The 16,440-nt window shown below is 59.6% G+C and carries 14 protein-coding genes; 5 read left to right on the forward strand and 9 right to left on the reverse strand.

Annotated elements, in window-relative coordinates; genetic code table 11:
• The coding region (gene rlmJ, locus L1075_RS14035) for a 23S rRNA (adenine(2030)-N(6))-methyltransferase RlmJ (protein ID WP_246942426.1) at window positions 1-470 on the forward strand (470 nt) is incomplete at its 5' end.
• 64 nt (window positions 471-534) lie between these two features.
• Here rlmJ and efeO (L1075_RS14040) read toward each other — a convergent pair.
• The 8 genes from efeO (L1075_RS14040) to rpmH all read right to left on the reverse strand — a co-directional run bounded on the left by efeO (L1075_RS14040) (window position 535) and on the right by rpmH (window position 8,785).
• Window positions 535-1,371, reverse strand: a complete 837-nt coding sequence (gene efeO, locus L1075_RS14040) for an iron uptake system protein EfeO (RefSeq protein WP_075368498.1) — start codon at window positions 1,369-1,371, stop codon at window positions 535-537.
• Window positions 1,372-1,456: 85 nt separating this feature from the next.
• Window positions 1,457-2,773 (reverse strand): iron uptake transporter deferrochelatase/peroxidase subunit, encoded by a 1,317-nt coding sequence (gene efeB, locus L1075_RS14045; protein WP_246942428.1) that lies wholly within the window; start codon window positions 2,771-2,773, stop codon window positions 1,457-1,459.
• A 34-nt stretch (window positions 2,774-2,807) separates the two neighbouring features.
• Window positions 2,808-3,959 carry an iron uptake system protein EfeO gene (gene efeO, locus L1075_RS14050; protein ID WP_246942430.1) on the reverse strand — a complete coding sequence of 384 codons (1,152 nt, stop codon included), beginning with the start codon at window positions 3,957-3,959 and terminating at the stop codon, window positions 2,808-2,810.
• Window positions 3,960-3,973: 14 nt separating this feature from the next.
• Window positions 3,974-4,813: an iron uptake transporter permease EfeU gene (gene efeU, locus L1075_RS14055; RefSeq protein ID WP_246942432.1), complete on the reverse strand. Its 840-nt coding sequence runs from the start codon at window positions 4,811-4,813 to the stop codon at window positions 3,974-3,976.
• Between the two features lie 188 nt (window positions 4,814-5,001).
• Window positions 5,002-6,378, reverse strand: coding sequence for a tRNA uridine-5-carboxymethylaminomethyl(34) synthesis GTPase MnmE (gene mnmE, locus L1075_RS14060; protein WP_246942434.1), 1,377 nt, complete (start codon window positions 6,376-6,378; stop codon window positions 5,002-5,004).
• A gap of 102 nt (window positions 6,379-6,480) precedes the next feature.
• Window positions 6,481-8,169, reverse strand: coding sequence for a membrane protein insertase YidC (gene yidC, locus L1075_RS14065; protein ID WP_246942436.1), 1,689 nt, complete (start codon window positions 8,167-8,169; stop codon window positions 6,481-6,483).
• Between the two features lie 83 nt (window positions 8,170-8,252).
• Window positions 8,253-8,639, reverse strand: a complete 387-nt coding sequence (gene rnpA, locus L1075_RS14070) for a ribonuclease P protein component (RefSeq protein ID WP_178998863.1) — start codon at window positions 8,637-8,639, stop codon at window positions 8,253-8,255.
• Between the two features lie 11 nt (window positions 8,640-8,650).
• Complete coding sequence (rpmH, locus tag L1075_RS14075) at window positions 8,651-8,785, reverse strand: 50S ribosomal protein L34 (protein ID WP_040240205.1); 135 nt, start codon at window positions 8,783-8,785, stop codon at window positions 8,651-8,653.
• Between the two features lie 590 nt (window positions 8,786-9,375).
• Between rpmH and dnaA the strand changes: the two genes are divergently transcribed.
• The 4 genes from dnaA to gyrB all read left to right on the forward strand — a co-directional run bounded on the left by dnaA (window position 9,376) and on the right by gyrB (window position 15,636).
• Window positions 9,376-10,863 carry a chromosomal replication initiator protein DnaA gene (gene dnaA, locus L1075_RS14080; RefSeq protein WP_246942437.1) on the forward strand — a complete coding sequence of 496 codons (1,488 nt, stop codon included), beginning with the start codon at window positions 9,376-9,378 and terminating at the stop codon, window positions 10,861-10,863.
• A gap of 49 nt (window positions 10,864-10,912) precedes the next feature.
• Window positions 10,913-12,016 (forward strand): DNA polymerase III subunit beta, encoded by a 1,104-nt coding sequence (gene dnaN / locus L1075_RS14085; RefSeq protein ID WP_097021516.1) that lies wholly within the window; start codon window positions 10,913-10,915, stop codon window positions 12,014-12,016.
• Window positions 12,017-12,113: 97 nt separating this feature from the next.
• Window positions 12,114-13,199, forward strand: coding sequence for a DNA replication/repair protein RecF (gene recF, locus L1075_RS14090; RefSeq protein ID WP_075368509.1), 1,086 nt, complete (start codon window positions 12,114-12,116; stop codon window positions 13,197-13,199).
• 19 nt (window positions 13,200-13,218) lie between these two features.
• Window positions 13,219-15,636 carry a DNA topoisomerase (ATP-hydrolyzing) subunit B gene (gene gyrB, locus L1075_RS14095; RefSeq protein ID WP_075368510.1) on the forward strand — a complete coding sequence of 806 codons (2,418 nt, stop codon included), beginning with the start codon at window positions 13,219-13,221 and terminating at the stop codon, window positions 15,634-15,636.
• Window positions 15,637-15,787: 151 nt separating this feature from the next.
• Here the strand turns inward: gyrB and gmhB are convergent, their stop codons facing one another.
• Entirely contained in the window at window positions 15,788-16,357 is a 570-nt protein-coding gene (gene gmhB, locus L1075_RS14100) for a D-glycero-beta-D-manno-heptose 1,7-bisphosphate 7-phosphatase (protein WP_040240195.1), read from the reverse strand.
• Between the last annotated feature and the right edge of the window lie 83 nt (window positions 16,358-16,440).

Raw genomic sequence — 16,440 nt, forward strand, 5'->3', positions numbered from 1 at the left:
AGGCGAGCCATCTCGAGGCCCAAGCATTGCCCGATCAGACACGACGCTTCTACGCGGACGGGTTGGCCGGCCTGCGTGCCTCTTTGCCGCCTACGACGCCCCGCCTTTGTGTGCTCATCGACCCCAGTTACGAGATCAAGCAGGAATATGTCGACGTTGCGACGACGTTGCAGGCCGTGTCCGCAAAGGTGCGTCACGCCATCGTCTTGATCTGGTATCCGCTACTGCCCAGTGGGCGTCATCACGACTTACTGGATGCCGTGCAGCGTAGCGGAGTGCGCAAGGTCTGGCGCAGTGAGCTGCTGCTGCATCCGCCCGGCGATGCCACGCATGGCATGTACGGTAGCGGCATGCTGATCTTCAACCCGCCCTGGGGCGTGGATACGCAACTCGATGACAGCTTGGCGCGTGTCGTACGCTGTCTGGGTGGCACGGCCACGCATACCTCACAGTGGTGGGTGCCGGAGTGAGACGACAAAACGCTAATGGCACCAGCTGGGATCGCTGATGCCGTTGCATGACCGCACCGGGGCTTTATAGACCTAGCTTGCCGCGCAGGGTCGCGAGATCCTCGGCGAGCACGGTGACCGGTCCGACGAAGGCGCGCCGGTCCGTCTCGCTGACCTTTTCGTAGCTGACGAAACCGGCCTCGGGATTGTTGGTTTCGTGCCGGTAGTGGGCGAGTGTGTCTTCAACGGCGGCGAAGTTTTTCTCGACACGGTCGACGAAGGCCGGGTCTTCCTCGGCGACTAGCGGCTTGAAAAGCTCGAAGATCTTCTGCGAGCCGTCGACATTACCCTGGAAATCCCACAGGTCGGTGTGGCTATAGCGGTCTTCCTCACCGCTGACCTTGGTTGCGGCGACTTCTTCCATCAGTGCTGCAGCGCCGCCAACGACCTGTGCGGGCGGAAAGGTCAAATCCTGTACGCGTGATTCGAGGTCATTGACGTCCGTCATCAACTGTTTGGCGTAGGGCGTGAACCCTTGGGTGGTCTGTTCCTTGAAGAGGCCGTATTCGAGACGATGGAAACCGGTGAAGTCGGGATCCTCGACCCCGTTTTCGTAGTCGTCCTCTCTGGCGTCTATGCTGGCATCTAGATCGGCGAACAGCTCGGCGATCGGCTCGATGCGTTCGTAGTAGACCCGTGTCGGGGCGTAGAGCGCTTGGGCGCGTTCCAGATCGCCGGCCTCGATGGCCTGGGTAAATTTCTCGGTATGGCTGACGAATTGATCGAGATTATCGAGCACGTAAAGTTTGTACTCGGCTATCGGTTCGACCAGCGTTTCGGGATCGACGTCCGCTTGGGCTGGGGTCTGCAGGACCATGAGGCCGAAGACACTGGCAGCAAAAAACAGTGAACGATGTGACATGCGATGACTCCTTGATTGGGATCGAGTTGTTCGTGGGGCCAGTTCGGTCGTGAATATCGGCACCTTGGAGCGCCTGTCGTTGTGATCAAACATCGGTTTCGGTCGCTTCCAGTAGGGTGCGGCCAAGAAAGTCGTGTTCATCGATGGCGCCCGGTAGCGTGAAGAAGTATCCGCCGCCTACCGGTTTGATGTACTCCTCCAGTGGCTCACCGTTGAGGCGTTTCTGAACGGTGATGAAACCGGCCTCGAGATCGGCTTGGTAGACGATGAATAGCAGCCCCATGTCGAGCTGGCCGTTGGCCTCGACGCCGTTGGAATAGTTGAACGGCCGACGCAGGATACGGTGCTTCTCGAAGCCTGGGGTACGCGGGTTGGCCAGCCGAATATGCGCGTCCAGTGGGGTGATCTTGCCATCCGCGTCGTCGTTGTAGTTGGGCTTGTCGTATTCGCTGCCGCCGGACAGTGGAGCGCCGCTTTCCTTGCGCCGCCCGAAGATCGCTTCTTGTTCGGCCAACTGCGCGCGATCCCAGCGTTCGACGAAGTTGCGAATGATGCGTACCACTTGGTAACTGCCTCCACGGGCCCAGTTGGGTTCGTCGGGATCGTCGCCGGTCCAGATAAGCGAGTCCATCAAGGCGTCGTCGTCGGTGTTCGGATTGGCGGTACCGTCGCGAAAGCCCAGGTAGTTGCGTGCGCTGGGCGTAGGGGTATCGGGGCTAGGAGGCATCACCGGCACCGTACCTTCTTGTTTCCAGCGCACCATGAGAAGGCCGGGCGTTTGCTTGATGATGTCGCGCAGGGCGTGAATGGTCGTATCGTGCGTATTGGCACAGATCTGCAACGATAGGTCGCCGTGGCAACGTGTCGGCTCCAGGGCGTCATTGGGGAAACCCGTCATGCGTTGCAGATGCTTTGGCTTGGCGTCCGCCAGGCCGAAGCGCTCGTCGAACACCGAGGCGCCCAGCGAGACGGTGACGGTCAGCGCGTCCGGGGCGATGGTCGGCCCGAGGATGCCGGAATCCGCCGGTGGATAACTGGGGTCGCGTTTAGGATAGGTACCGCCTTGGGTCAGGAAGGCGATACGTTCGGTGAGGATACGCAATAACCGTTCCAGTCCGGCACGGTCACGGGCCAGCACGTCGCAGACAACGACCATGCCGGTTGCCGGGCGCGGGGTGAGAATGCCCTGCTGGTGACGGCCGTGAAAGGGATGAGACTGCTGGGTGGTGGTACTGACCGGTGCGCCGGTGACGTCGTGGGAACTGGTGGCATCGGTGCGCGATTCGGCCCAGGCCGAACCGCCCAGCCCGGCGGCGGCACCAGCCGCCCCCAGCCCTTGTAGAAAGCGCCGGCGATCCAATGTGAAGGGGCAGCGTGGGGTGTTGTCGGATAGATCACTCATGTCGATAAACCGTTGATGCCAAGAGGGACGATGATCAGCCGTTCAGGGCCAACGTGCGGTCGAGACTGTCCAGGGTGTCGGCCAGGGCTTGGGTGTCGGTCAGCAAGGCTTCACGATCGACATCGCTGCTGAGCTTCGCTCCCGGCGCTGTGTTGCTCTTCTCCGGCAAGCGCTGCTGGAGTCTGGCGAGCTGAGTCTGCAGGCCTTCCAGGGCGTCCGGTGCCTGACGTTCGAGTAGCGGCGCGAGTAGCGTGACGATCTTCTCGGCGCCTGCGGTCAGGCCTTGTAGGTCGAGCAGTTCATGTGCGTTCAGTGTCTTGCTGTCGATGGCGTGGGCGTACCAAGCCTTGAGTACCCGGGCGCTGCCGTTAGCCAGTTGAGCCGGCGGAATCGCCTGGTGTCTGAGGCGTTCGCCGAGTGTCCGAGTATCCTCGAGCAGTTGCGTTGCGATCGGCGTCAGGCCGTCGGTGCTCCCAGTCTCGAACAAGCCCAGGGCCAGACGATGAAAGCCGACGAATTCCGGATCCTGCTCGCGCTCGGCGAAGTAGTCGGCGCGGGCATTGAGGCGTTCGTCGAGATCGCTATAGAGCCCGGTGGCCATCGCCAAGCGTTGATCGATGAGGCGTGCTTCGCGGTAGGCCATGCGTGCCGTGTCCAGTTCTCCGGCAGTAATGGCCTGGTGCAAGGCCTCGGTGGCTTCGATCAGGCGACGCGTCTGTAGGGTCAGGTAGACCTTGTATTCGGCCAGCGGAGCGATGAAATCCTGGCGCGACAAGGCGACTGCCGGTGCATCGTCGTTGGCCGTCACGTGGAGAGTGCCATGGGGGTTGCTCAATAACCCGCAGGTCATGGCGTAGTCGCCCTTCGCCAGAGTCGCGGTCAGCGGCTGGTGCAGGCCGGGGGCGATGTTCTCGCGCTCTTCGAGCACCATCACGCCGTCCAGAATCTCCCATTCGATGGCTCGCTGAGAGTCGTTGACGATGCTGAAGCGCGTCTCACCGGCGGGCACGCTGAGTTCACGGGGTTCGCAGCCCTGAGCGGTGACCACGAGCCGGACGTCGCCGTCGCCATGATCGCGGTCGTTCAGCGATAGTGCGAACAGGCCCAAGGCGGCGAGCATCAGCACGGCCGATGCCAATACGCCGAGCTTGAGCAGCCGTGCGGAGGGAGGGGAAGACGGGGGCATGGAACTCTCTCCGATCAGCGAGCGTGGGTGTGTGGGACGGCCGATCGCGCGGTGCGAGCGGGGCGAAAGAACAGCAGTAGCGTCGCCAGTAGATAGCCGACATACACCACCGCCTCGCTCACGGTCGGGGCCGGCTGGTAGCCGAGCACACCGGCGAACACGGCACCGAGCGGTGAATCCAGCGGCAACCGGTCGCCGAGGTTGAAAAGGACCTGCTGAGCATGGTTCCAGACGCCGGCTTCATGCAAGGCACGCACTGAGCCGGCCAGCAGGCCAGCGGCCACCAGCAGGATGAAGAGCCCGGTCAGACGGAAGAAATGCGCGAGATTGAGGCGCAGGCTACCGCGATAGAGAGCCAGGCCCACCAAGAGAGCGGCGAGAATACCCAGCAAAGCCCCTAATGGAGCGGCCTGGTCGGTGCTTTGCTGGAATACCGCGAGCAGGAAGAAAACCGATTCCAGCCCCTCGCGGGCCACCGCCAGGAATACCATGCCGATCAGCGCCAGGGTCTGGCGATGACCGCTTTCGAAGGCGTCTTCGAGGGCACCGGTCAGCGAACGGCGTACACTATGGGCGGCACGGCGCATCCAGAACACCATCCAGGTCAACACACCCACGGCGATCAATCCGACGAGTGCCTCGAACAGCTCCTGCTGACGTTGGGGGAACTCGGCGCTGGCGAACTGTAGGCCTGCGCCGACACTCAGGGCCAGGGCGACAGCCAGGAAAACGCCGATCCATACGGCGGGCATCCAGGCGCCACGCCCGGTCTGGCGAAGATAGCTGGCGATGATGCCGACGATCAGGGCGGCCTCGAGCCCCTCGCGTAGCATGATGAGAAAAGGGACAAGCACGTTGGTGTCCTGGTGAAGCGGGATAAGAGGATACGATCTCGAAAGAGAATGAGATTCGTTGTTATCGGTAGGTTACGCCTGCCCCAAGGTCGTGGCAAGCCAATTCCTAAATCAATTCGTCTTCACTGATGGAAGAGGTTCCTGGCGATAGCCGCGCGGTGACGATCGCCAGACAGGGGCATGCGGCCTTACTTCCCGATGCAGAAGCTGCCGAAGATTTCGCCGAGCAGGTCGTCGGCGGTGAATTCGCCGGTGATTTCGGCGAGCGCATGCTGCGCTTCACGAAGATCCTCGGCGAGGAGTTCACCGGCACCGTGCCCCTGTAGCTGGGCGATGCCGTTGTCGAGTGCCTGACCGGCGCGGTCGAGGGCGTCGAGGTGACGCCGACGCGCCGAAAAACGCCCCTCGGTGGTGGCATCGAAGCCCATCACCGTCTTGAGATGATCCTTCAGGTTATCCACACCCACTCCGGTGATGGCGGACATGCGCACCAGTGGTGGGGTTGTGGATAAATCGCTCACAGCATCCTCGCCGCTTTCATCGATCTTGTTGCGCACCAGCGTCAAGCGCTCGGGATGAGGGAGGCGTGCGACGAATTCGGGCCAGAGTTGCATGGGATCGGTTTGAGTCGTGGTCGCTGCGTCGACCAATAGCAGCACGCGATCAGCCTTCTCGATTTCTTCCCAAGCGCGGGCGACCCCGATTTTCTCGATGGCATCCGGCGTGTCGCGCAACCCAGCGGTGTCGATGACGTGTAGTGGCATGCCATCCAGATGAATGTATTCGCGCAGTACGTCGCGGGTAGTGCCTTCGATATCGGTGACGATGGCGCTGTCGCGTTCCGTCAGCGCGTTGAGCAGGCTCGATTTGCCGGCATTGGGACGTCCGGCGATGACCACGTTCATGCCTTCGCGCATCAGTGCCCCCTGACCGGCAGCGGCACGTACTTCGCCGAGCATGGTGTGCACGTCGTTAAGCATCGCCGCTACCTTGCCGTCGGCGAGAAAGTCGATCTCTTCCTCGGGAAAGTCGATGGCGGCTTCGACGAACATGCGCAACTCGATCAGCTTGTCGACTAGCGTTGCGACGCGCGTCGAGAATTCTCCCTGCAGCGAGCGCAGGGCGTTCTCGGCGGCGGCACGGGAACTGGCATCGATCAGATCGGCAATAGCCTCGGCCTGGGCCAGGTCGAGCTTGTCGTTGAGGAAGGCGCGTTCGGAGAACTCGCCGGGACGCGCCAGGCGGGCACCTAGCGTGACACAGCGCTCGAGGAGCAGGTCCATGATCACCGGCCCGCCATGCCCTTGCAGTTCAAGAACGTCCTCACCGGTAAAGGAGTGGGGGCCGGGGAAGAAAATTGCGATGCCTTCGTCGATGACACCGTCGTCGGCGTTGCGAAATGGACCGTACTGCGCGTGGCGCGGCGCCGGGCAATGGCCGAGGATACCCTCGGCCAGGGTGCGGCTGGCGGGACCCGAGATGCGTACGATGCCGACCCCGCCACGTCCGGGGGGCGTGGCGATGGCGGCGATGGTGTCCTGGCGATAGAGAGGCGTGGCGGTCATGTTTTTCTCCGACTCGTTACCGGTATTGTCCCGGTGGCAGGCCCAAAACGCCAGACCCCCGCCGAGGCGGGGGTCTGATCGGGTGGAAATCGGAAAGCGCCGTCAGCTCTTGGCTTTACTGACTTTTCCCGTTTCGCCGTCACTGTCGATCTTACGCGTGATAACCCACTGCTGAAGGATCGAAATGACGTTGTTGCAGATCCAGTAGATCACTAGGCCGGCCGGGAACCACAGGAAGAAGAACGTGAAGACCACAGGCAGCATCTTCATGATCTTGGCCTGCATGGGATCCGGCGGTGTCGGATTCAGCAACTGCTGAACGAACATCGAGGCACCCATGATGATCGGCAGGATGAAGTAGGGATCCTGGGCCGAGAGGTCATTTATCCACAACATGAAGGGCGCATGCCGCAATTCCACGGATTCCAGCAACATCCAGTACAAGGCGATGAAGACCGGCATCTGCACGACGATGGGCAGACAGCCCCCCAGAGGATTGATCTTCTCCTTCTGGTAGAACTTCATCATCTCCTGCGACATCTTCTGTCGGTCGTCGCCGTACTGCTCCTTGATGCGCTTCATCTCCGGGCCCATCTTGCGCATCTTCGCCATCGACTTGTACGCCTTGGCGGAGAGCGGGAAGAGCACGAGCTTCACGACGACCGTGAGCAACACGATCGACCAGCCCCAGTTGCCGATCAGGCCATGAATCTTCGCCAGCAGCCAGAACAGTGGATTGGCGATGAACCATAACCACCCGAAGTCGACGGTCAGCTCCAGGTGCGGCGCGATAGATTCCAAGCGGTCCTGAATCTTGGGGCCCATGTAGAGCGTCGCGGCCAGAGTGGTTTCACTGCCGGGCTGGAGTTGCTGGGAGGGGCCGGCAAATGCGGCGACATTGCGATCGCGGGAATCGATATTAGCGTAATAAAGATTCTCTTGGCTCTGCACCGGGACCCACGCGGACGTGAAGTAGTGCTGGATCATGGCGACCCAGCCGCCCTCGGAATTGACATTTTGGAAGTTGCCTTCACGAATGTCATCGAAGTCGATCTTCTCGTAATTGCTTTCTTGCGTGGAGAAGGTCGCGCCGAGGAACGACTTCATGCTCATAGGGCCGCCGCCCTGACTGGGGTCAGCGCTATTGTCGCGAGCAAGCTGGCCAACGAAACGCGCGGAGATGGGCGTTTCACTCTGGTTATCGAGTCGGTACTCGACATTGACTGCGTAACTGTCGCGGTCGAAGGTAAAACGTTTGATGATGTCCACGCCATTGACCTCGGCTGTGAGGTCGACGCTTAGGCTGTCTTGATCATCGCCGAGCGAATATTGCATTTGCTCGGAAGAGAAATCGATGCGCCCATCATGGCCCTCCAATTGCAGCCCCGACTTGGCAACGTAGCTGCGCACGTTGTTGTCGCTGAGGAGAACGAAGGGTTGCTCGCTATTCAAGGACTCTTTGTGCTTGGGTAGCGCGGCATAGACGACATCGCCGCCACGCGGATCGATGCGAATATCCAGCGCGTCGGTGCGTACCTCGATCAAGCCGTCTGAATCGGTTTGCCCGTCCGCACCAGGCATATCGGCGGCCTCTTGCGATGAGGCACTGTTACCGTTGTTGGACGTGGGAACCGAGAGGCTGTCGGCGTCACTATCGGACGTATCCTGGGTAACGCTTTCAGGTGCGCGTTGTTCGACGCTGTTTTGCCCATAATCCGCGTTCCACTGAATGACCAGTAGATAGGCGAGTACCGCGAGCGGGATGACGAGTAGGAGTCGTTTTACGTCCATAAGGATTCTGCCCGGTGATACATTCTGACGTCACGTCCCGACCGGCACTGCGGCCACGGTGAAACGTGGCGGAGAAATGCCGATCAAGGGGATGGCGTGGACGAGACCGACTGCTTGCGTACGTCTTTTTCCAGGCGTCGCCACATGCCGTGCAATTGGCGATGCAAGGTATCGTTATCCAGCTCATGAGCCCCACGCCGAGCGAGAACGATGATATCCACGGCGGGTAGACGGTGTTGCTGGAGACGAAAGGATTCACGGACGAGGCGTTTCAGACGGTTACGGTCGACAGCACGACGTACGTTCTTCTTGCTAAATACGAGCCCCACTCGAGGTTCACCGAGAGCATTGGGGCGCGCAAGCATCAAAAGGCCCTTACCGTGCACCTTGAAGGACGCATGAGCGAAGACGTGCTGATAGTCCCCGGCGGTTAGCAGTCGCCGCCGCCGGGGAAAGCCCTGATCGGACATTCGTTGTCCAGTCAGGCGCTCAGACGCTTGCGACCTTTGGCACGACGACGCGCCAGCACCTGGCGGCCGTTCTGGGTGGCCATGCGAGCACGGAAGCCGTGCACGCGCTTGCGCTTTAGGACGCTCGGTTGAAAAGTGCGCTTCATAGCTGCGAATTCTCACGTGGTTGTTTGGAAACGATTTGAAACTGAAGAACCCGGTGCGCTTGCACCAGGCGGTATTCGGCTCAAGACCGGCAATTCTAGTGAATCCCTGGGGCAGGTGCAATTTTTCCGGCGTTTTTATCCACACCTGTTTTGTTACGGCGGCAAGGGCTCGGCATGTGTCGAGGCGGTCAGACCGGTCGAATGCCCGTTTGGACGCTCGCCGCTTGTCGGCTCGACCCTGAACGAACCGATACAACTATTATCATTATTAAAGTTGTACTAACTGATGTTGTTATTAATGGTGGGGGCATTATCTGTGGATAACCTATTTTTTACCCTTATTAACAGAGATTTATCATGTTCCTGAATATGTGGGAAAAAGGCGAGTAATCGGTGGGTAAGCTGTCAGTAGCATTGTGGGTAAGTGGCAATTTCTCCACACCCTGCGACATCTCCACGTTTCACGGACACGTTGTGCGCTGAGTTATGGATGGGGTTTTCCACAGGAAAAGAGACTCGGCATCCATGTGGATAACCCGGGCGCCGAACGATACAATAGTCGGCCATTCATCAACGCTAGGTGAGGTCGTGTGTCGGTCGCTCTCTGGCAGCAATGCCTCAACTTTCTTCAGGATGAGCTGAGCTCTCAGCAGTTCAACACCTGGATTCGCCCCTTGCAGGCGGAGGACGGTGACGCCAACGAGCTGTGTCTGCTGGCGCCCAATCGCTTCGTGCGTGACTGGGTCAATGATAAATACCTGAAGCGTATCAATGAGTTGCTGAGGGAGCTTGCATCCAGCAAGCCGCCCAAGGTGCAGCTGACGGTTGGCAGCCGCCGCAACGTGGCCATGTCGTCGCCGCGTGATCTAGGGTCACCTGTATCGGCGGCGGCAATGAATACTTCGCGCCCCCCCGAGACACCGCCCGCCGTGCATGCACCGCGAGCCCGGGGCGATTATGCGGATGAGCAGGAAATCGATCGCATGCGTGAGCGTGAGGATTCCTCGCGCCGGGGGGGCGGTGAGCGTCAGGTACAGGTGGAAGGGAGCCTCAAGCACCAGAGTGGCCTCAATCCCAATTTCACCTTCGAGACCTTCGTCGAGGGTAAGTCGAACCAGCTCGCGCGTGCTGCTTCGCGCCAGGTGTCGGAAAACCCCGGTGGTGCCTACAATCCGCTGTTCCTGTACGGTGGTGTCGGCTTGGGTAAGACGCACCTCATGCATGCGGTAGGCAATCACCTGGCTGGCCAGCGGGAAAACGCCAAGGTGGTTTACCTGCACTCAGAGCGTTTCGTGGCTGACATGGTCAAGGCGCTGCAGCTCAATGCCATCAACGATTTCAAGCGTTTCTACCGCAGCGTGGATGCACTGCTGATCGACGACATCCAGTTTTTCGCTGGCAAGGAGCGCTCGCAGGAAGAATTCTTCCATACGTTCAATGCGTTGCTTGAGGGTGGCCAGCAGATGATCCTTACCTCGGATCGCTACCCCAAGGAAATCAGCGGAGTGGAAGAACGCCTCAAGTCGCGCTTCGGCTGGGGGCTGACGGTGGCCATCGAGCCGCCCGAGCTGGAAACCCGCGTGGCGATCCTGATGAAAAAAGCCGATCAGGCCAAGGTCGACCTGCCGCACGATGCAGCGTTCTTCATCGCACAGAAGATTCGCTCCAACGTGCGCGAGCTGGAAGGGGCATTGAAAAAGGTCATCGCCGACTCGCACTTCATGGGCAAGCCGATCACCCAGGATTTCATCCGCGAGTCGCTCAAGGACCTGCTGGCTCTGCAGGACAAGCAGGTCGGTGTCGACAACATTCAGCGCACGGTGGCGGAGTATTATAAGATCAAGCTAGCGGATCTTCTCTCCAAGCGCCGTTCGCGTTCGGTCGCGCGTCCGCGCCAGGTTGCCATGGCCTTGGCGAAGGAATTGACCAACCATAGCTTGCCCGAGATCGGCGATGCTTTCGGGGGGCGCGATCACACCACGGTGCTGCATGCCTGCCGAAAGGTGCAGACACTCAAGGAAGAAAGCGCGGATATCCGCGAGGACTACAAGAACTTGTTGCGGCTGCTGACCAGTTGAGCATGGCGGCCAGAATATTCCCTTGGACCCCAGGACGAGAGTGGAGCCCATGAGATTTACCATCACCCGCGAAGACCTTTTGCGTCCGCTGTCGCTGGTTGCTGGCGTCGTCGAACGTCGCCAGACCCTGCCGGTGCTGTCCAACGTGCTGCTCGAGGTACGCGATACGCAACTGGCACTGACCGGTACGGACCTCGAAGTCGAGCTGATCGGTCGCACGACCCCGCATCAGGTCGACGAGCCGGGCTCGGCGACGGTGCCGGCGCGCAAGCTAATGGATATCTGCAAGTCGTTGCCTGAACGCACCGATATCACCTTTACGCTCGAAGAGGGGCGTGCGGTGCTACGTGCCGGGCGTTCACGCTTCACCTTGTCAACGTTGCCGGTGGCGGAATTCCCGAATATCGAGGGAAGTCAAAGCGATACGACCTTGACCTTGACACGTGGCACACTCAAGCACTTGATCGATGCGACCTCTTTCGCCATGGCGCAGCAGGATGTGCGTTACTACCTGAACGGTATGCTGCTCGAGTTCGGTCATCACCTGGTGCGTACGGTGGCGACTGACGGTCACCGCTTGGCAGTGTGCGCGCGTAGCGCCGAGGTCGAAGTGGAGCCGTCGCAGAAGCTTATCGTACCGCGCAAGGGCATTCTCGAATTGGCGCGTTTGCTGGACGGCAGCGATGAGCCGGTGGAACTCACCATCGGTGGTACCCATCTGCGCGCGCAGACCGGGGATTTCACCTTTACTTCCAAGCTGGTCGACGGCAAGTTCCCCGATTACGAGCGAGTGGTCCCGCGGGGCGGCGATAAGGTCGTCATCGCAGAGCGTGGCGAGTTGCGTCAGGTGTTGTCGCGTACCGCGATTCTTTCCAACGAGAAATATCGTGGGGTCCGTCTCAATCTCGAAGAGCACAACCTGCGTGTGACGGCCAACAACCCTGAGCAGGAAGAAGCCGAGGAAAACGTGGCCGTCGAGTATGAGGGCGACACCTTGGAAGTGGGGTTCAATGTCGGCTATCTCGTGGACGTGCTCGGTGTGCTCGATGCCGACCGCGTACAAATGACGCTTTCCGATCCCAACAGCAGCGCACTGCTGGAAGAACCGGGTGGTGGCGATGCCATGTACGTGGTCATGCCGATGCGCCTCTGATCGCCTGCGCTGCTCTTTCACTCATGCACGTCTCGAGCGCAGTCGGTTCACGCCGTCGCTAACTGCGCCCGAGGCGGCATGCTGCCTCCGATCCCTTATGCCCCTCGAACGTCTCAATTTCCTAGGTTTGCGTAACCTGGCAGCACTCGATATGCGACCCGCGCCGGGGATCAATCTGGTGACCGGTGCCAATGGCAGCGGCAAAACCAGTTTGCTGGAAGGCGTGCACATGCTGGGGATGGCGCGCTCGTTCCGCACCCAGAAGCTCAAGCATGCGATCACCCACGACGCCGATGCCGTCACCTTGCACGGTCGCCTGGCGGGTGATCCGCCGGTGTCGTTGGGCGTTCGTCGGTCACGCGGTGCCGCCGAGCTAGAAATTCGTCTCGATGGCGAACGCGGTATCCGTGTGGCGCGCTTGGCGGAAACGCTCCCCCTGCAGCTGATCAACCCCGATGCCTTCCGTCTATTGGAAGGTGCACCTGCGGCTCGGCGTGAGTTCCTGGATTGGGGTGTGTTTCACGTGAAACATGAGTTCTTCGAGGCATGGCGGCGGGTGCGGCGCGCCCTGAAACATCGGAATGCCCTGCTCAGACATGATAGAATCGACTTAAGATCGATGCGTGTCTGGGAGCAAGAGTTGGCGCATTGGAGTGAGCAACTCGACCTCTTGCGCAGCGACTACATGGCGCAATTCGCCAAGACATTCGAAGCGACATTGAATGAGTTGTTGCCGCTTTCCGGCTTGTCTCTTCGTTATTATCGCGGATGGGATAAACAACGTGGGTTGCTGGATGTGCTCGAAAACGGTCGAGACACTGATCGGCAAATGGGCTTTACCCAGCAGGGGCCGCAACGCGCCGACTTGCGCTTGCGCATTGGCAAGCGCGCTGCCGTGGAAGAACTATCGCGCGGGCAGCAAAAGTTGGTAGTGAGTGCGCTGAAATTAGCCCAAGGGCGCTTGCTGGAAGAACTGACGGGGCGTACCTGCGTTTACCTGATCGATGACCTGGCTGCCGAGCTTGATGTTTCGCATCGGCGGATCTTTTGTCATTGGCTGGCGCGCTTGAACTGCCAGGTCTTTATTACCGGAGTCGAGCGCGGTGCGCTCGAGAATGCATGGCAGTCGGAAACGGATGTCGCGATGTTTCACGTGGAACACGGGCGACTGCTCACGGAATGACTTCACGACGGAGTAGGCAATGAGCGAACAAGCTTACGACTCATCGAGCATCAAGGTTCTCAAGGGCCTGGATGCGGTACGCAAGCGCCCCGGCATGTACATCGGCGATACCGATGACGGCACGGGCCTGCATCATATGGTTTTCGAGCTGGTGGATAACTCCATCGACGAAGCGCTCGCGGGACATTGCAGCGAGATTCGCGTGGTGATCCACCCCGATGAGTCCGTCACCGTCAGTGACAATGGGCGTGGCATTCCGACCGATCTCCATTCGGAGGAAAACGTCTCGGCGGCAGAAGTCATCATGACGGTCCTGCATGCCGGCGGCAAGTTCGATGACAATTCCTATAAGGTCTCGGGTGGTCTCCACGGTGTTGGCGTTTCCGTCGTCAATGCGCTCTCCGAAGAGCTCAAGCTCACGGTGTGGCGCGCTGGTCAGGTTTATGAGCAGATCTATCATCATGGCGTGCCCGACTCACCCTTGGACGTGGTGGGAAAGACCGAAAAGAGCGGTACCCAGGTCAACTTCAAGCCATCGACCGAAACCTTCGCCAATATCGAATTCCACTACGATATTCTGGCCAAGCGCTTGCGTGAGCTGTCGTTCCTGAACTCCGGTGTCGCGATCCGCTTGCTCGACGAGCGCTCGGGCGCTGAAGAACTGTTTCACTATGAAGGTGGGCTGCGGGCCTTCGTCGATCACTTGAACACCAACAAGGCGACGTTGAACCCCGTATTCCATTTCGAAACGCAACGCGAAGATGGCATCGGCGTTGAAATGGCGCTGCAGTGGAATGATACCTTCTCCGAGAATATTTTCTGCTACACCAACAACATTCCTCAGAGCGATGGCGGCACGCACTTGGCCGGTTTCCGTGCAGCCCTGACACGTACGCTCAATCACTACATCGAAACCGAAGGGCTGCTGAAAAAGGCCAAGGTCAACACGGCTGGTGACGATGCAAGGGAAGGGTTGACGGCGATCGTGTCGGTCAAGGTGCCCGATCCCAAGTTCTCGTCGCAGACCAAGGAAAAGCTGGTGTCGTCCGAGGTCAAGACAGCGGTCGAGCAGGAGATGGGGCGTCAGCTGGGCGATTATCTGGTGGAGCGGCCGAACGAGGCCAAGGCCATCGTTAACAAGATGCTCGACGCTGCGCGTGCTCGCGAGGCAGCGCGTAAGGCGCGTGATATGACGCGCCGTAAGGGCGCATTGGATATCGCCGGGCTACCGGGCAAACTGGCTGATTGTCAGGAAAAAGACCCGAGCCTGTCGGAGCTTTATCTGGTCGAGGGTGACTCGGCCGGCGGCAGCGCCAAGCAAGGGCGCGATCGACGCACCCAGGCGATCCTGCCGCTCAAGGGCAAGATCTTGAACGTCGAGAAGGCGCGCTTCGACAAGATGTTGTCTTCGGCGGAAGTAGGTACGCTGATCACGGCATTGGGGTGTGGCATCGGGCGCGAGGAATTCAATCCCGATAAGTTGCGCTACCACTCGATCATCATCATGACCGATGCCGACGTTGATGGGTCTCACATCCGCACGCTGTTGTTGACGTTCTTCTTCCGGCAGATGCCGGAACTGATCGAGCGTGGCCATGTGTTCATCGCTCAGCCGCCACTTTATAAGATCAAGCGCGGCAAGCAGGAAACCTATCTCAAGGATGAACAGGCGCTGACGGATTATTTGACTACGACGGCGCTGGATGGCGCTCGCCTTTATGTCAATGCCGACGCACCCGGTATCGCCAACGAGCAGCTCGAGACCTTGGTGAGCGAATATCGCGATGTCATGCGGCGTATCGACCGCCTCTCGCGCGTTTATCCCAATCTCGTGCTGCGCAAGATCGTGCATACCGCAAGGCTCGAAAGTGAAAGTCTCAAGGACCGCGAGACCATGCAGCATTGGATCGACCATCTGCAGCGCGAAATGGACGATCTCATCGCCTACGAGGGCGGCCCCCGTTACACCTTCCATCTCCAGGAAGACGCCGAGCGCGGTGTTTATCTACCCTGTGTGGCGCTGACGGCGCATGGGGTAACGACCGACTACGTGTGGGGCGTCGATTTCTTCCGCAGCGCCGACTACCGCGCCATGACCGCATTGGGCGAGACGCTGGACGGACTGCTCGAAGAGGGCTCCTACGTAGCGCGCGGTGAGCGTCAGCGTTCGGTAGATACTTTCTACGAAGCGCTTGAGTGGTTGATGAGCGAAGCTCAGCGTGGTTTGAGCGTGCAGCGCTACAAGGGCTTGGGCGAGATGAACCCCGAGCAGTTGTGGGAAACCACCATGGATCCCAATTCTCGCCGGATGCTGCGTGTGTCCATCGAGGATGCCGTGGCTTCCGACATGATGTTCAATACCTTGATGGGCGATGAGGTCGAGCCGCGTCGTGACTTCATCGAGCGCAATGCGCTGGTCGCCAATCTGGATATCTAACAGAGGTACTAGGCAGGCGATGTTTCACGTGAAACATTCACCATGAAGTGTCCTGCCTAGATTGCGGTGAGTAGGCTACGAAAGGCTGGCAACGTCACACGACGTTGCCAGTTTTTTTTGGTGGGGCAGGGAGCGGGTGAGTGCAAGTGTGTCAGGGTAAACGGCCAGAAGCCGTTTTCTCACACGAGAGAAGCCAATCGGTAAAGGCAGCAAGGTCGTCAAAAATGCGCGCGTGATCGAGGCCTGTGCCCTTTAGTTCGGTGCGCTTGCCTTTGCCTGTACGTACCAGAGCGCTTTGACAACCCACGGCATCGCCGGCCTGTAGGTCGCGCAGGCTATCGCCCACCATCCAGCTACCTTCAAGCGTTTCTAGTCCGAGCGCATCGCGTATACGCTCCAGCAATCCTGGCAAAGGCTTGCGGCAAGAGCAGCCATCGTCTGGCCCATGCGGACAATAGACGATATGGTCGATTTTGCCGCCAGCAGCGTTCACCAGTTCTTGTATCTTGGCGTGCATCGCCTCGAGGGTGTCTACATCGTAATAACCACGAGCGATGCCCGATTGATTGGTGGCAACAGCCACTGTCCAGCCGGCTTGCGATAGCCGCGCGATGGCCTCGATGGCCTGAGGGTAGGGAAGAAATTCATCGAGCGATTTCACGTAGTCATCGGAATCCCGGTTGATGACACCGTCTCGATCCAGGATGACGAGTTGAGTCATGGGGTCTCGGCTAGCAGAAAAACGGACGCCAATTATCGCGGCTAAATACGCTGGCTGCAAAACACCCTCGTGTTCCACGTGAA

Origin of the sequence: Chromohalobacter beijerinckii (assembly GCF_023061185.1) — a bacterium.
Taxonomy (GTDB): domain Bacteria; phylum Pseudomonadota; class Gammaproteobacteria; order Pseudomonadales; family Halomonadaceae; genus Chromohalobacter; species Chromohalobacter beijerinckii.

What these genes read in the sequence shown, in the direction of transcription:
- mnmE (WP_246942434.1), bottom strand. Translation starts at nt 6,378, where the DNA reads ATGACCGCCACGCCTCTCTATCGCCAGGACACCATCGCCGCCATCGCC.
- dnaN (WP_097021516.1), top strand. Translation starts at nt 10,913, where the DNA reads ATGAGATTTACCATCACCCGCGAAGACCTTTTGCGTCCGCTGTCGCTG.
- efeO (WP_075368498.1), bottom strand. Translation starts at nt 1,371, where the DNA reads ATGTCACATCGTTCACTGTTTTTTGCTGCCAGTGTCTTCGGCCTCATG.
- recF (WP_075368509.1), top strand. Translation starts at nt 12,114, where the DNA reads ATGCCCCTCGAACGTCTCAATTTCCTAGGTTTGCGTAACCTGGCAGCA.
- rpmH (WP_040240205.1), bottom strand. Translation starts at nt 8,785, where the DNA reads ATGAAGCGCACTTTTCAACCGAGCGTCCTAAAGCGCAAGCGCGTGCAC.
- efeO (WP_246942430.1), bottom strand. Translation starts at nt 3,959, where the DNA reads ATGCCCCCGTCTTCCCCTCCCTCCGCACGGCTGCTCAAGCTCGGCGTA.
- gmhB (WP_040240195.1), bottom strand. Translation starts at nt 16,357, where the DNA reads ATGACTCAACTCGTCATCCTGGATCGAGACGGTGTCATCAACCGGGAT.
- rnpA (WP_178998863.1), bottom strand. Translation starts at nt 8,639, where the DNA reads ATGTCCGATCAGGGCTTTCCCCGGCGGCGGCGACTGCTAACCGCCGGG.
- yidC (WP_246942436.1), bottom strand. Translation starts at nt 8,169, where the DNA reads ATGGACGTAAAACGACTCCTACTCGTCATCCCGCTCGCGGTACTCGCC.
- gyrB (WP_075368510.1), top strand. Translation starts at nt 13,219, where the DNA reads ATGAGCGAACAAGCTTACGACTCATCGAGCATCAAGGTTCTCAAGGGC.
- efeB (WP_246942428.1), bottom strand. Translation starts at nt 2,773, where the DNA reads ATGAGTGATCTATCCGACAACACCCCACGCTGCCCCTTCACATTGGAT.